The sequence below is a fragment of the Streptomyces sp. NPDC057249 genome, from assembly GCF_042669245.1.
In the GTDB taxonomy this organism is placed as follows: Bacteria; Actinomycetota; Actinomycetes; order Streptomycetales; family Streptomycetaceae; genus Streptomyces.
Genome location: NZ_JBHUXS010000014.1, coordinates 112,827 through 127,597, shown reverse-complemented (window position 1 = coordinate 127,597; position 14,771 = coordinate 112,827). Strand labels below are relative to the sequence as shown.

General features: G+C 67.6%; 8 protein-coding genes and 1 tRNA gene. 6 read left to right on the top strand and 3 right to left on the bottom strand.

What is annotated here, in order from left to right:
- From ACFUJY_RS24935 to ACFUJY_RS24920, 4 genes are all read left to right on the top strand, one after another.
- Complete coding sequence (locus ACFUJY_RS24935) at positions 1-1,620, top strand: type I restriction-modification system subunit M (RefSeq protein ID WP_383303494.1); 1,620 nt, start codon at positions 1-3, stop codon at positions 1,618-1,620.
- The gene (locus tag ACFUJY_RS24930) at positions 1,617-2,855 is read left to right on the top strand and encodes a restriction endonuclease subunit S (protein WP_383303491.1); all 1,239 of its coding nucleotides are present in this window, start codon (positions 1,617-1,619) and stop codon (positions 2,853-2,855) included. Before ACFUJY_RS24935 ends, ACFUJY_RS24930 begins: the two co-directional genes overlap by 4 nt.
- Complete coding sequence (locus ACFUJY_RS24925; protein ID WP_383303488.1) at positions 2,852-6,112, top strand: type I restriction endonuclease subunit R; 3,261 nt, start codon at positions 2,852-2,854, stop codon at positions 6,110-6,112. The genes ACFUJY_RS24930 and ACFUJY_RS24925 overlap by 4 nt, the downstream gene beginning before the upstream one ends.
- Positions 6,113-6,203: 91 nt before the next feature.
- A tRNA-Arg gene (locus ACFUJY_RS24920) sits at positions 6,204-6,276 on the top strand.
- A 46-nt stretch (positions 6,277-6,322) separates the two neighbouring features.
- On the opposite strand, the gene ACFUJY_RS24915 is transcribed toward ACFUJY_RS24920, so the two are convergent.
- On the bottom strand, positions 6,323-6,784 hold the full coding sequence (locus tag ACFUJY_RS24915; protein WP_383303486.1) for a tyrosine-type recombinase/integrase: 462 nt from the start codon (positions 6,782-6,784) through the stop codon (positions 6,323-6,325).
- On the opposite strand from ACFUJY_RS24915, the gene ACFUJY_RS24910 reads away from it, so the two are divergent.
- The gene (locus tag ACFUJY_RS24910) at positions 6,762-7,706 is read left to right on the top strand and encodes a glycosyltransferase family 4 protein (RefSeq protein WP_383303483.1); all 945 of its coding nucleotides are present in this window, start codon (positions 6,762-6,764) and stop codon (positions 7,704-7,706) included. The two genes, ACFUJY_RS24915 and ACFUJY_RS24910, sit on opposite strands and share 23 nt — an antisense overlap.
- Before the next feature lie 99 nt (positions 7,707-7,805).
- Positions 7,806-8,849: a serine hydrolase domain-containing protein gene (locus ACFUJY_RS24905; protein ID WP_383303480.1), complete on the top strand. Its 1,044-nt coding sequence runs from the start codon at positions 7,806-7,808 to the stop codon at positions 8,847-8,849.
- A gap of 290 nt (positions 8,850-9,139) precedes the next feature.
- On the opposite strand, the gene ACFUJY_RS24900 is transcribed toward ACFUJY_RS24905, so the two are convergent.
- Positions 9,140-10,096 (bottom strand): hypothetical protein, encoded by a 957-nt coding sequence (locus tag ACFUJY_RS24900; protein WP_383303477.1) that lies wholly within the window; start codon positions 10,094-10,096, stop codon positions 9,140-9,142.
- 1 nt (position 10,097) lies between these two features.
- Positions 10,098-14,597, bottom strand: a complete 4,500-nt coding sequence (locus ACFUJY_RS24895) for an AAA domain-containing protein (RefSeq protein WP_383303474.1) — start codon at positions 14,595-14,597, stop codon at positions 10,098-10,100.
- Between the last annotated feature and the right edge of the window lie 174 nt (positions 14,598-14,771).

The following is a 14,771-nucleotide window of genomic DNA, read 5'->3' as shown; positions in this document are numbered from 1 at the left end:
ATGCCCCCGCGCAAGAAGAAGGCCACCGAGCAGGAGGAGCTGTTCAGCGCCTCCACTCCCAAGGAGATCCAGGCGATCCTCTGGAAGGCCGCCGACAAGCTGCGCGGCTCCATCGACGCCGCGCAGTACAAGGAGTTCGTCCTCGGCCTGATCTTCCTGAAGTACGTCTCCGACGCCTTCGAGGAGCGCCGGGACGAGCTGGCCGGGGAGCTCGCCGAGGACGGCATCTCCGAGGACCGGATCGATGACTTCCTGGAGGACCGCGACGAGTACACCGGCGCCCACGTCTTCTGGGTCCCGGAGACCGCCCGCTGGTCCTGGATCGCGGCCAACGCCAAGAGCCAGGGCGTCGGCAAGCTCCTGGACGAGGCGATGGACGCGGTCATGCGGGAGAACGCCGCCCTGGCCGGCGTGCTCCCGAAGATCTTCAACCGCGACAGCGTCGACCAGAAGCGTCTGGCCGAGCTGGTCGACCTCATCAGCGACGCGCGCTTCGGCGGCAGCGAGGACAAGCCGGCGCAGGACGTCCTGGGCGAGGTGTACGAGTACTTCCTCGGCAACTTCGCGCGTGCGGAGGGCAAGCGGGGCGGCGAGTTCTACACCCCGCAGTCGGTGGTCCGGCTGATCGTGGAGATCCTGGAGCCGTACCACGGCAGGGTGTACGACCCGGCGTGCGGCTCGGGCGGGATGTTCGTCCAGGCGGCCAGGTTCATCGAGGCCCACCGCGGCAAGGGCCACAAGACCGACCTCTCCGTCTTCGGGCAGGAGCTCAACGAGCGCACCTGGCGCCTCGCGAAGATGAACCTCGCCATTCACGGCATCGACGGCAACCTCGCCGCCCGCTGGGGCGACACCTTCGCCGACGACAAGCACCCGGACCTCCGGGCCGACTTCGTGATGGCCAACCCGCCGTTCAACATCAAGGACTGGGCGCGGGACGAGAGCGACAGCCGCTGGAGGTACGGCGTCCCGCCGAGGAACAACGCCAACTACGCGTGGGTCCAGCACATGGTCTCGAAGCTGGGCGAGCGGGGGACGGCCGGCATCGTCCTGGCGAACGGCTCGTTGAGCTCCCGGGCGGGCGGCGAGGGCGAGATCCGCCAGGCGATGGTGGAGGCGGACCTGGTGGCGTGCATGGTGGCGCTGCCCGCGCAGCTCTTCCGTACGACGCAGATCCCGGCATGCCTGTGGTTCCTGGCGAAGGACAAGTCCTCCCAGGGACCGAAGAGCCTGACGGACCGGCGTGGGGAGATCCTGTTCGTCGACGCCCGCGAGATGGGCGTGATGGTCGACCGTACGGAGCGCGCGTTCACGGACGCGGACCTGGCGAAGATCGCGGGTACCTACCACGCGTGGCGGGGGACGGAGTCGGCGAAGGCCGAGGGGGCCGTCTACGAGGACGTACCGGGCTTCTGCTTCTCGGCGGGGCTGGAGACGGTGCGGGAGCACGAGTACGTGCTGACGCCGGGGCGGTACGTGGGGGCCGTCGAGGCGGAGACGGAGGACGCGGAGACGGTGGCGGCGCAGATCGCTTCGCTGACGGATGAGCTGTTCGGGCTGTTCGAGCGGTCGGCGGAGCTGGAGAAGACGGTCCGGGAGCAGCTGGAGAACGTCCGATGACGCCCTGGGAGGAAACGGAACTCGGGGACGTCCTGACCGTGCGTCATGGATTCGCCTTTCCCGGTGAGGGAATGACCGATGAACTCACCGGGAATCCCACCCTGGTCAGCATCGGGAACTTCGACTACGACGGTGGTTTCCGTTTCGAATCCACCCGGGTCCGCGAGTTCCGGGGGGAATACCCGTCGCAGTTCGAGCTGGACCCCGCGGACCTGCTCGTCGTCATGACCTGCCAGACGCCCGGCGGCGAGATCCTGGGACTGCCCGGGCTGGTCCCGGACGACGGGAAGACCTATCTGCACAATCAGCGAATCGGCCGGGTCGAGTGCGCCCCGGGGCGGCTCGACAAGAATTTCGCCTACTACCTCTTCCTGTCTCATGACGTGAACCGTCAACTCGTCGCGACGGCGACCGGGACGAAGATCCTCCACACGTCGCCCGAGCGCATCGGGCGCGTGCGGGCCGCGCTCCCCGGAGTGGCCGAACAGGCCGCCATCGCCAGGGTGCTGGCGGCCCTGGATGACAAGATCGCCGTCAACAAGCGCATCACCGCCAAGGCCGACGCGCTGTCGCACGCCGTGTACTCCCAGCGCTTCGGGGTCTCGGCCGGCCCGGTCCGCTCGGACTGGACCGCGGGCCGTCTGTCGGACCTCTGCTCGACCCAGTACGGCTACACGGCGACCAGCACCACGGACCCGGTGGGCCCGAAGTTCCTCCGCGTGAAGGACATCAACAAGAACAACTGGATCACGTGGCCCGAGGTCCCCCACTGCGCGATAGATGATCCCAGTCTCGACAAATACCGGCTGTCGGTCGGCGACCTGCTGGTCGCACGCATGGCGGACCCCGGGAAATCAGCGATCGTCGAAGACCCGACGGATGCCGTTTTCGCTTCCTATCTCGTCCGCCTGAAGACGGCTTCGCTCGCCCATTCCTACTTCGTCTGGGGCTTCCTCAAGTCCGATGCCTACGGGAAGTACGCGGAAAGCACTCGGAGCGGATCGGTGCAGGCGAACATGAACGCCAAGGTGATCGTCGGTGCCGAACTCCTCATCCCGCCGTCCGGGCCGATGGAGGCGTACCTCGGCGCCGTCCTCCCGCTGCGCCGGCGGCTGACCGCCGCCCTGCGGGAGTCCCGGGCCCTCGCCGCCCTCCGCGACACCCTCCTCCCCCAGCTCATGTCCGGCCGCCTCCGGGTCCGCGACGCCGAGAAGATCGTCGAGGACCACGTATGACCGGCGCGCCCGGTGACCGCGAGAACCACCGCCCCCACGAGTCCGACTGGGAGCTTCTCGCCCTCGACGAACTGGCCGAACTCGCCTGGACACCGGCCCCGGGGAACGAGTTCGCGCCCGGCTCCGGCCACCGGAGGTCGTGGGACGACCTGATCCTCTACCCGGACCTGCGCGACGCGGTCGAACGGCTCAACCCGGACCTGCCGCCGGAGGCCGTGCGGGACGCGGTCGGCGCCGCGACGACGCCCGGCTCCCAGGACACGTACGAGGAGAACCGCACCGCACACGGCCATCTGACCTCCGGAATCCGCTCCGTCACGTACACCGACTCCTTCGGCGCCCAGCACAACCCGACCATCCGGCTCGCCGACCTCGAAGACCCGGCCGGGAACGTGTACCGCGTCCTCAACCAGGTGACCGTCGTCGACGGCGAGAGGCGCCGGCGGTTCGACGTCGTGCTGTACGTCAACGGGCTGCCGCTCGCCGTCCTGGAGCTGAAGCGCGCGGGCGACGAGGACGCCACCCTCCAGGACGCCCACACGCAGGTCACCCGGTACGCCGAGGAGTTCCCGACCGCGTTCCGCCACAACGCGGTCGTCCTCGTGTCGGACGGGATCACCGCCAAGTACGGCACACCGTTCACTCCGTACGAGCACTTCGCGCCGTGGAACACGGACGAGTTCGGCGAGCGCGTCGACCCGCTCGACGCCGAGGGCATAGGGGACACCGGGCAGAACCTCGCCCTGCACGGCCTGTTCACCCGGGACCGCTTCCTCGCCCTCATCACATCGTTCGTCAACTTCGTCCCGTCGAAGCGGACGAAGCGGATCGCGAAGCCTCATCAGTACTACGCCGTGACCCGCGCCGCCGAGGCCGTGCGCGTCGCCGCCGCGAGCGACGGGAAGGCGGGGGTCGTCTGGCACACGCAGGGTTCCGGCAAGTCCGAGGAAATGGTCCTCACCGCCACCATGGTGATGAGGGACCCGGCACTGCTGAATCCGACCGTCGTCGTCATCACGGACCGCACCGACCTCGACGACCAGCTGTACTCGACGTTCCTGGAGAGCGAGATCCTCCCGGAAGCGCCGAAGCAGGTCCTCACCCGGGCCGGGCTCCGCGAGGAGCTCGCCGCCAAGCGGGTCGGCGGCATCCTCTTCACGACGCTCCAGAAGTTCGGGCGCACGAAGGAGGAGAAGGAGTCCGGCGCGGACCACCCGCTGCTCTCCGACCGCCGGAACATCGTCGTCGTCGTGGACGAGGCGCACCGCAGCCACTACGACAGCCTTGACGGCTACGCCCGCCACCTGCGCGACGCGCTCCCGCACGCCACGCTCCTCGCCTTCACCGGTACGCCGGTCTCCGGGTCGGACCGCAACACGCGCGAGGTGTTCGGCGACTACATCGACGTCTACGACCTCAAGCGCGCCGCCGACGACGGGGCCACGGTCAAGGTCTTCCACGAGAGCCGGGTCATCCAGCTCGTGCTGGACCGTGAGGTCGACCCGACGGCCATCGACGAGGAGGCGGACCGGATCACCGAAGGGCTGGACGACGTCGAGCGCCGCCGCGTCGAGCAGGCGGTGGCCACGATGAACGCGATGTACGGGGCTCCCGCGCGCCTCCGGGAGCTCGCGGCCGACCTCGTACCGCACTGGGAGACGCGGCGGACGGCGATGCGACCGTTCGTCGGCGCCTCCGAGACGGGCGGGGCGCCCGGCAAGGCGATGATCGTCTGCGCCACCCGCGAGATCTGCGTCGGCGTGTACGACGCGCTGCGCGCACTGCGGCCGGAGTGGCACAGCGACGACTTCGAGAAGGGCGCGATGAAGATCGTGTTCTCCTCTAACACGCGCAAGGACGGCGAGCGGCTTCTCGCCCACGCCCTGAGCGACAGCCGCCGCAAGGCCGTGATCAACCGGGCGAAGGACCCGGAGGACGAGCTCCAGCTGCTCATCGTCAACAACATGCTGCTGACCGGCTTCGACGCGCCGCCCGTCCACACCATGTACCTGGACCGGCCGCTCAGGGGCGCCGGCCTGATGCAGGCACTGGCCCGCGTCAACCGCCGGTTCCGGGGCAAGCAGGACGGTCTCCTCGTCGGATACGCGCCGCTCACCGAGAACCTCCAGCGGGCGATCGCCGAGTACACGGACGCCGACCGGCAGGACCGTACGCTCGGCCAGGACCTCGACCGGGCACTGGACGAGCTGCGCAACGAGTACGACATCCTGGACGGCATCCTGCGCGGCCTCGACTGGCGGGCCCGGCTGGACATCCCCTCCGGCACGGCGTTCATCGACGCCGCGAGGCGGGCCGCGAGCCACCTCCTCGACCCGGCCACCCCCGGCAACAACCCCGACGCGCTCGACGACCCCCGGCAGACACTCGGCCGGCGCTACCGCGAGCACGCCCACCGCCTGGAGCGCTTCCACGCGCTCTGCGGCAGCTCCTCCGACATCGGCGAGCGCTTCCCGGACCGGCCGGCCTGGCGGCGGGACATCCAGTTCTTCGTGGAGGTCCGCGCCTACCTGGCGAAGATCGACGCGATGAACCGTGAGGCCCGGGGCCTTCCCGTGGCCCGCGACGTCGAGCTCTACCTCGCGCAGCTGACGTCCTCGGTGGTCGAGACGGGCGGGGTGACCGACCTGCTCGCCGAGGCCGGCCTGGAGACCGTCGACCTGACGCACATCGACGACGCGCTCCTCGCGAAGCTGCAGAGCGGCGACACCCCGCACCTGGCGGCGGAGGCCCTGCGGCGGCTCGTCGAGCGGAAGATGCGCGAGGTCACCCGGCACAACATCGTGCGCCGGACTGCCTTCTCGGAGCGGCTGCAGGACCTCATGGCGCGGTACATGCGGCAGCAGTGCACGGGAGCGGAGTACGTCGCCGGTCTCGTCGGGATGGCCCAGGCGGTCATGGCGGACGTACGGCGCGGCGAGAAGTTCGAGCCGCCGCTGGACTGGCGTGAACTCGCCTTCTACGACGCGGTCGCCGACCACGGCACGGCCCGCTCGGTGATGGGCGACGAGGTGCTGGCCGGCATCGCCCGCGAACTGGTCATGGAGATCCGCAGCAAGCTCGCCCCGGACTGGCTCTCCCGCCCCCCGGTCCGCGCCCGCCTCCGCAGCTCCATCAAGCGCCTGCTGGCCCGCCGCGACTACCCGCCGGACCAGGCGCCCGAAGCCATCGAGCTGGTTCTGAAGCAGATGGAGCACTTCGCCGACGAATGGTCCACGAACGGCACCCCGGACACCTGACCCACCAACGAAGCCCCCGGGCGGGTTACCCTCCGCGCCCGCACACCCCCACCCGCTACACTGACGCCGGTACGCCGGTCCGCCGGCGGACGCCTTCGTAGCTCAGGGGATAGAGCACCGCTCTCCTAAAGCGGGTGTCGCAGGTTCGAATCCTGCCGGGGGCACAACGCACTACCGCTCTGACCTGGGGTTTCTCCCCCAAGGAGGGGCCTACTCGGCCTCGGGCTTCTCGTCCGGGGCCGTTTGCGTGAGCGGTGCGTGAGCGGACGGGGGAGCTGCCGCCCCAATCTGGCCCCACGGAGCAGCACCATCTGGCACGGACTCGTCGGCCTCACCTGGCTGGGCGCCGGCCCCGGACGGGATGCCCTCGGCAGTGGCGCGCGCTCGCGGCACGAGCCGGGCCGCGGCCTCTGCGATCGCCAGATCTGCCTCGGGGAGCAGGCTCGTGTACGTGTCCGACGTGATGGTGATCGAGGTGTGGCCGAGCATCTCCTGGATGTCCTTCAGGCCGGCACCGGCCGCGTGAGCCAGCGTCGCGGCACCGTGACGGAGGTCGTGGAGCCGGACCGGCGGAAGACCGATTTCCTCGTGCAGCTCGATGAACCGCCGTGTGACGTTGGCGGGGTGGAGCAGTTCTCCGTTCTCGCGGGTGAAGACCCTTCCGGTCTCCACCCAGGCGCTCTCCCACTTCTGGCGGTCCTTCAGTCGCTGCGCCGCAGCCCTGCGCCGGGCCCTGGTGACCGCGATCGATCCGGCACAGGTCGGCGTTCTGCACCTGCACCATCTCGCGTTCGGCGCCACCCCCGCCCTACTTCGGGCCCTGCCGGCACACCCGAGGATCGCGATGGTCCACGGCACCGACCTGCTGTTTGCCGAAGCCCACCGCGACCAGCTCCAAGTGCTGCGCGAGACAGCGAGGGCCGCCGACGCAATCGTGGTCTCCACCGGCGCCATGGCCGATCACCTGCTCAAACTCGCCCCGCAGACAGACCGCCGCAAGGTCGTCCACATCCCGTGGGGCATCCCCGACCATCTGCTCACTGATCCACCGGCCAGACCCGCCCGCACGTCAACCAGCCATCTGCGAGTCCTGTACGCAGGACGGCTGACATCCGAGAAGGGCGTCGAGCGCCTCATCACCGGCCTGGCGCCCATTCCGGGCGTCGAGCTGAGCGTCGCCGCCCCCAGAGCCCAGTTCCGCGCCTTGACCCCGCTGCTCCAGCGGGCCGGGGTGCGGGCCCGCTATCTTGGCTGGCTCCGCCGTCCACAGCTGTGGAAAGCCTTCACCGAACACGACGTGCTGGTCCTGCCGTCCACCACCCTGGAGGCCATGGGCCTGGTCGCGCTGGAGGCCCAAGCCTGCGGCCTGCCTGTCCTGTACCAGCCCGTGCCCGGCCTCACCGAGGTCCTCGCAGGGTCCGGAGTGGCCACCGACTTCAAGCAGCCCACCGCGCTCGCCCGCGACCTGAACCGGCTGCGGACCGCACCGGGACTGCTGCCCGCTCTCCGACAGGCGGGCTACGCGAACGCCGCCCGCTACCCGCTCTCGGCGACCGCTCAAGCCCTGACGGACCTGGGCCGCCAGCTCACATGAACGTCGCACACCAAACGATGCCGCCACGCCGATCGCCCACCGGACCCGCCCACGTCACTACGCTGACCCGGCGGGATGCACACGGCGAACAGGGAGACCATGACGTACCGCACCGACAGCATCGAACAGCTCCTGAGTGAAGGCGTCCGCGACAAGGTCTACCCAGGCGCCGTATGGGCCGTCGGTGACGCTGCTGGCATCCATGCCTCGGGTTCCACGGGAGTGCTCGACCCCGACGACCCCGGTACGCCGATGCGGCCCGACACCATTTTCGATGCGGCCAGCCTGACGAAGATCCTCGCGGTGTGGGCCTCGATCGGCGCCCTCTGGGAGGAAGGCAAACTCGATCTCGACATCCCACTCGCCACCTTCTGGTCCGAAGTCGACGGCCACCCGCTCGGGGGCGTCACCGCCCGCCAGCTGCTAACCCATACGGCCGGTGTTCCGCTGCGAGCCCAGCTCAAGAACCTCTACGGCACGGACCCACAAGACGTTCGTGACGGAGTCCTCCACGAAGCCCTGCACCGTCCTCCCGGCGAGGCCGTCGAGTACACCGATCGAGCCGCCCTCATTCTCGGCTACCTCGCCGAGCATCTCGCCGGCCAGCGCCTCGACGAACTCGCGACTCAGCGGACGTGGCAGCCGCTGGGCATGAACACGACCCGCTTCGGGCCCCTGCCCGCCGAGACCGCCTCACGATGCGCCCCGACCGAACTCGACCCAGAGACCGACACCCACCTCAAGGGCACCGCCCACGACTTCTCCGCACGGCTCCTGGGCGGAGTGTGCGGGATCGCCGGCGCCTTCACCGTCATGGACGACATCGGCGCCTTCCTGCGCTACATGCTCAACCCCAGCAACACGCCCAGCCGGGCAGGGTTCGGCCCCGCCTGGACCGGGGAATCGCTGACCATCCAGACCGGCGAGCTGCAGCCGGTACGCGGTCTGTTCTGGCACCCCGCGCCCGGTACTGCTCCCGCCCAAGCAGTCTGGGTCCACTACGGGTTCACGGGCACCGGTATGTGGATCTCACCTCGTCAGCAACGTTGGGCAGTCCTTCTGACCAACAAGCTCTACTACACCCGCGGCCGACAGCCTTTGACGGACATCCGCAACGCCTTTCGTGGGCTTGCCTTCGAGTGAGATGGCGGGCGCGCGGGTCCCCCCATTCGCCTGCATCCGGGTAGGCCGAATCATCGACCACCGCGGCCAGCGCACCGTCACGACCACAGGCTCAATTCTCGGCATATCGTGCCTCCTCCAACCGCTGAGGCGGCATCGCCTACGGACGCTTACCCGTGCTCCTCGCAACGCCTGCGAGGAGCACTTCAGCACTCGTCTTGGCCTCGCCGGCCCTCACGGTGATAATCCGCACCGGCCGCTAAATGGCGCGATGCGCACTTCTCCGCAAGCGCTCATCTTGGCCCCTCAGCTCAAGTGCCCACCACTGGAGCGCCGCCCGGACGACGAGCAACGGAGGCTGGCGTTGGGCGCTGTATGGAGGCATTGGCGTTTCGGCTACGACCTCGCTCTGCGGGTACAGGTACAGAGGTCGGGATAAGGCTGGCTGTTGCTGTCGCCGCAAGATCGTTCAGCGTGGCGTTCACCACCGGCCAGCACATGTCCAGCGTGTCGCGGTTCGGACTGTGTCCGGTCTTTTTCTCCGCCAGGGGATGGACAAGATTCCTGTAGTGCCGGACAAGCTCAGAGGCCAGCTTGGCATCGTGCTCGATCCATTTGTTCTTGAATGCGAAGTCCACGAAGTCATTCAGCCCCATGTTCCGCAACGGCTTCGGCATGCGTTCGTCCGCGGTGCGGACCTGTGCTGCATGGGCGAGCACCCCCTCCAGAAGGCTGCCCAGCATGATGATCGCCGACGTGTAGGCGCCGTGCTCGTAGCAGGTGCGTGCCTCGTCCAGCCTAAGTTGCACGGCTGTAGCGAGATCCGGGTCGCTCACCACATCCTTCACAGAGACCTTCAGCTCGACACGCGGCAGCTGCAGTACCTCGTCTTCGAAACCGGCTTCGCAGCGGACGAGGGCCGGCTGACCTCCGTCCGCGCCGATCCGGCGCCCGTCGAGCACGAGTACCTCGTTAAGCCGCTTTAGCGTGGCGCGGTACTCGTGATGTTGGTTGTAGTACTCAAGGCGGTTCGCGAGGCGCAGGATTGCGCGCTTAGCGTCGTCCGTGCCGTCCTCCTGCCGCTCCTTGAGGAGTTCCCGGGCCCACTTGTGTCTAGGTGTGCCGTCGTAGTCCGGAACGTCGTCCCAGCCCGCCCGCTGAAAGAACGCAGCAATCTCGTACCCCTTCCGGTAGTGAAGCGACGTCTCGTCCCCGCAGATCAGGTGGGCGATCTCTGTCAGCGTGCTGTCGTCAAAAATCTCGTTCACATCAGACTCCTTCGAGATGGACGGACGCATCCTCATCGAGCATGGCGTCGAGTTCATCGGCGGTGAGGTCGGCATCATCCACCTCGACCGGGACCCATGTGCTCGCCGATTCGCCCTGGGTATGCTCGATGACCCCGGGCCGGATGCCCAGAGCATCAAGGCGCTTCCACAGCGGCGCTAGCGAATCCTCGGGAGACAGAGCGAACTCGCTACTCCGGACACGCCAAAACTGCCAGCCTGCCCGCCGCAGTTCCCGCTCTCGCTCGTAGTCGTCACGGATCTGGTCGGGGGAGGAGTGATACGGGCTGCCGTCGCACTCCACGGCGAGGCGCCCCGTCTCTCCGACGACGACGAGGTCGATACGTTTGCCGCTGGCCTTCCACTGGGGAACGACGTGGTAGCCGTTTTCTTTGATCCTGCGAAATACCCGCTGCTCAAACAGAGAGTCGAACGGTTCGCATCGATCGTCGGGTGACACCGTGGAAAGGCCGGGAGAGCTTCCCTGGAGTTCCGGCGGCGCCTGCATATAGGTGAGCAGGGAGTGGCGCAGGTCCTTGCTGCGCAGCTGGTCCGGCGTGACGGAAGTGAACAGCCACATCTGGTCACGGGCCCGGCTGGCGGCCACATTAAATCGCCTTCCGTCGCCCTGGCCAGTCAGGGCCCGAGTGTTGTCAGCATCGACTACCAGAGAGAGCAGGATGACGTCCCGTTCGTCCCCCTGAAACTGTTCGGCCGTGCCCACACGCATGTTGTGCCGCTCCTGGACCGCGGAGTCGATCCGTGTGTCGATGAGATTCTCCAGCAGCCGCGTTTGGTGTCCGGAACGGAGCACGATCACTCCGAGACTCTTTTTCGCGTACGCCTCGTCCTCTGCGAGTTCCTGCAACTTGGCGACGATGCGCTCAGCCTCGGGCCTGTTGATCAGCGTCTCTCGCCGTCCTTCGCAGTGGCCTTCATGGACGTGGACGACTTCGAGGGGCCGCAGCCGGTCCGCTCCGTACTGCCGCAGGGGTACGAGTTCGTTGTCGGGATAGAACTGAGCGGACGACCACTTGATGATCTCTGGCATGCATCGGAAGTGCTCGGTGAGCCGGATCGTCTCGCTGAAGCGCGCGGACAGCAGGTCGTAGAGGTTCGACTTGGGGCTGAGCCCGTCCCGCTGCCAGTCGGTGAGATGGGGCAGGAGTGAGTCGAGGAGTTCGTTGAAACGCTCATGCTTACCGCCCGTGTAGAACGGAACACACTGCTTGTCGTCACCCACGACGATGACCCTCGGAGCGAGCCACAGCAGCATCAGGCCGTCCAAACCGACCTGGCTTGCCTCGTCCACGATGACGACATCGAAGGCGTCCGGCTCGGGATCGATCATTTCGGCTACTTGCTTTATCGGCATAACCCACGCCGGCACCGCGTCACGTGCGTCACGCATCGCGGAACGAGCCGCTTTAAGATGCCGTTTGCCGAGTGCCGTCATTCCCCTGCCGGCGTTCGCCGTGGCCGACGCGTAGGCACTCAGTGCCTGCTTCTGGCCGGCCGTCATCCGGTCCAAGCAGTGGTACAGCGCTCTGTCGGCCGCCAGTTGAGTCACCGTGCTCTTCAACTGCGCCTCGACCGCTTCCAACTCCCCTTCCAGCTTGGGTTCCCTGCCGGGTGTCAGCATCGTGTCCTGGAAGGTACGCGCACGCCGCCATGCCCAGGCACCGTCCAAGTGCACGAAGCGGCTCTCCCAAGCCGCATCGGTCGGGGACTCGGCAAAGCGCCGGGACAGTTCGGGGTGATCCCCGGACAGTCGGTCCAGGAGTTTGCGGGCCTCCCGGCGATCGGCCTCGCGATGGAACGCCTCGGTCAGTGACTCGATCGCGGCCACGTACGCTTTCGGATCACGGGTGGTGACGGCTCGGTGAACCTCCGCCAGCTCAGCCACTCCATGGGCATCGGGTCGCGGCAGCTGCTCGCCGATCGACCGGAGCCTCTCCTCCGCCGCTCGGGCCTGCAGCAGCAGTCCCGCACAGTACGCCGATGTACGGACGTCGTCCCACTGCTGCGCCGTCCGCACTGTGGCCTTGATTCGGGCCTTGAGTAGAACGTCGTGCAGCGTACGCACGGACTGAGTGAACCCGTCCACCGCACGGAGCGTCGGCACCCGGTCCAGCAGCTCCGACAGAGCGACCTCCGTGGAACCCTCGGCGGCAGGTGCGCCGACACTCTGCCAGCGCTCGTTCAGCTGCCGAACGCACTGGCGTGCGGCCAGGTGAGCCACGAGTGCGGAGATCTCCTCCGGCGTACTGGGCAGTCGCCCGTCCACTCGGCAACCTTGAAGCAGGACTTGTGCTTCCTTCTGGACCGGCTTCGGCACCAATTTCCGCAGCTTGCCGCCACCTCGCAGGAACTGTTCGAGGTCCCTCCCAGCGGCGATGAGGCGCGACTCCTCGGCGAGCGCCACCTCAGGTACGTCGAGCACGGCAAAGGGATTTCGCTGAAGCGCGCTCTGCACCTCCTCAGCGCGTGCGGCCGACCGGCGCACTGCGTCCCACAACTGGCTACGCTGGCCGGCCATACCGTCCCGCAGGGCACGCGTGGTCCATTCGCCCGGCAACCAGGCCGCTGGCTCACCTGGTAGCCCTTCACTCTGGAGTGCGTGCTCAGCTGCATCCAGAAGCTCTACCAACGTCGTGATCAGATCGGGCCCCTGATTCGCGAGTTCGACGGACAGCGTGTCGGACGACGCTTCGGCGCAGGAGCGCACCGCTGCGTCCAAGGTGTTGACCGCCTCTTCGAACAACACGGGTGCCACAAAGTCTGCGGGGTCTGGGCAGCGGGCGGCACGCTCTTCCAGCACCTCAGCCCCATGCCGGGCCACTAGACCTAGTAGGCGCTGGGCCTCGTCCTCGCTGAGCGAGGGTTCTCGCGGTGCCGATGCGGGCAGGGCGGGCATCCAGTCATATTTCGGCGCACCGGCAGCGACGGTCTCCACGATCTCCGCGAGCCGCCCCTCGTAACCGGGTGCCACATCGAGGTGTTCGTACCACTCCGCCTCACGAACAGTGCGGAGTTCGTCCCGAAGCCGCGCGCGGGTGTCGGACAGCTTCGAGCGCAACGACTCATGGCCCTTGATCCGCACGTCGAGACGCTCCGTCGACTGAGTGGCACTGAGCTGGGAGAGTGCGCGCACGGACTGCTCAAGGTCTCCACTGCCGTCCTCGCGCCGGCCGCCCTGGAGGACACATAGGCTGCGCAGTTCGGCGGGCAGTTGTTGCCGCAGGACCTTCAGCGCCTGGCTCTTCTCGCTCGTCACGAGCACCCTCTTGCCGTCCGCCAACAAGGCACAGACGAGATTGGCGATGGTGTGCGTCTTTCCCGTGCCGGGCGGCCCTTGAACGACGACGCCAGTATCGGTCTGAAGGCGCCTTAGCACCTCCCGCTGGGCTTCGTTCGACAGCAGCGGAAACAGCGGATCGGGGCCGAGGGCGGGGGGCACGTCCCGGCCACCCGCCGTGCCCCACACCCTGCGGTCCTCCGCTTCCAGCTGGTACAACAACTGAGCCAGCCCCAGGGGCGCGATTGCACCAGGCTGGGCGAGGCGGTTCGCGATGCCATCGTAGAAGTTCACGAGGGCGCCCTGTCCCCGCTGACGGAGAATGATCGCCGGCGTGAACCCGAGTGTGGGCACCGGCAGTGCCGGGTCGGCAGGCGGGCGGCCCCAGCCGTGGTGGAACGCCACCGCGCGATCGATACCAAACGCCCTCTCCGACCAATCAGCAAGCACATCCTGAGAGTCACGGGACAGCGGATGGAAGCCGTCCGCGTCGACACGGTCCCGCAGCGGGCTCAGTAGCCGTGTGCTGTATCCCTCGTCCGCGCCGAGGAACTCGCTGTCCTCCAGCCGTGCGGGGTCGCCGGGCGTGAGAGCGACGGTGATGGTCATATCGGTGGAATTCATGGTGAGTATCAGCGGCGCCGTCAGGATGTGCCGGGCTATCCGCGCCGACGGACGCGCAGATCCGATATTCAGGAATCCGGAACCCAGCACAGCCTCATACTCCTCACCGTCCTGCTGAATCCTGGTCACCATTCGGTACAGCTGCTGATGAAGTTCCCGATACGGCTGGTCGACACGCTCCTTTTCCGACCACTTACGCCACGCTTCGAGCCATCGCGAGTAGGCCCGCAGCACTTCGTGTGCTTCCTCCCGGAGGATTTCGGAAACCTCGAACAGGTCTCCGTTCTCGTCCTCCTGCCACCCCTGCCCTGGACCCGACTCGGCTAGCGGTGGCGCTTCGGGCGTCGCGGTAGTGGCGGCCTCGGGGTCGACCCACCCCACCAGCACCTCGGGCAGTGCAGGAGCCGGCCTTGGCGGGCGGTGTGGCACCTTGAGCAGCAGCCGGTCGCCGTCCGGGTGCCGCTGCAGCCTGTCGTCCGGCAGGCTGGAGAGCCAGAGGACCTCCGGATACTTCTGGCAGTCCCGCACCGGCTTATACGACCCGCGAACAATTTCGCGCATGTATTCGATAAGTTGGCGCGCGCGGTGGACCGCCTCTGGATCGTTCGCACGCAGAGCAGAGTTATGAGACACCTATCCCCCAGGTCATGGCTCGACGGAAAGCCTTCCAGGATGCGAGAAAGGAGCGGTTTCATCAACAGAGACCGGCGAGTAACGACGTGAACAAGCCGCGTT

Excerpts from the sequence above, each read along its gene's own strand:
- ACFUJY_RS24935 (WP_383303494.1), top strand. The coding sequence starts at position 1 with ATGCCCCCGCGCAAGAAGAAGGCCACCGAGCAGGAGGAGCTGTTCAGC.
- ACFUJY_RS24930 (WP_383303491.1), top strand. The coding sequence starts at position 1,617 with ATGACGCCCTGGGAGGAAACGGAACTCGGGGACGTCCTGACCGTGCGT.
- ACFUJY_RS24925 (WP_383303488.1), top strand. The coding sequence starts at position 2,852 with ATGACCGGCGCGCCCGGTGACCGCGAGAACCACCGCCCCCACGAGTCC.
- ACFUJY_RS24905 (WP_383303480.1), top strand. The coding sequence starts at position 7,806 with ATGACGTACCGCACCGACAGCATCGAACAGCTCCTGAGTGAAGGCGTC.
- ACFUJY_RS24895 (WP_383303474.1), bottom strand. The coding sequence starts at position 14,597 with ATGCGCGAAATTGTTCGCGGGTCGTATAAGCCGGTGCGGGACTGCCAG.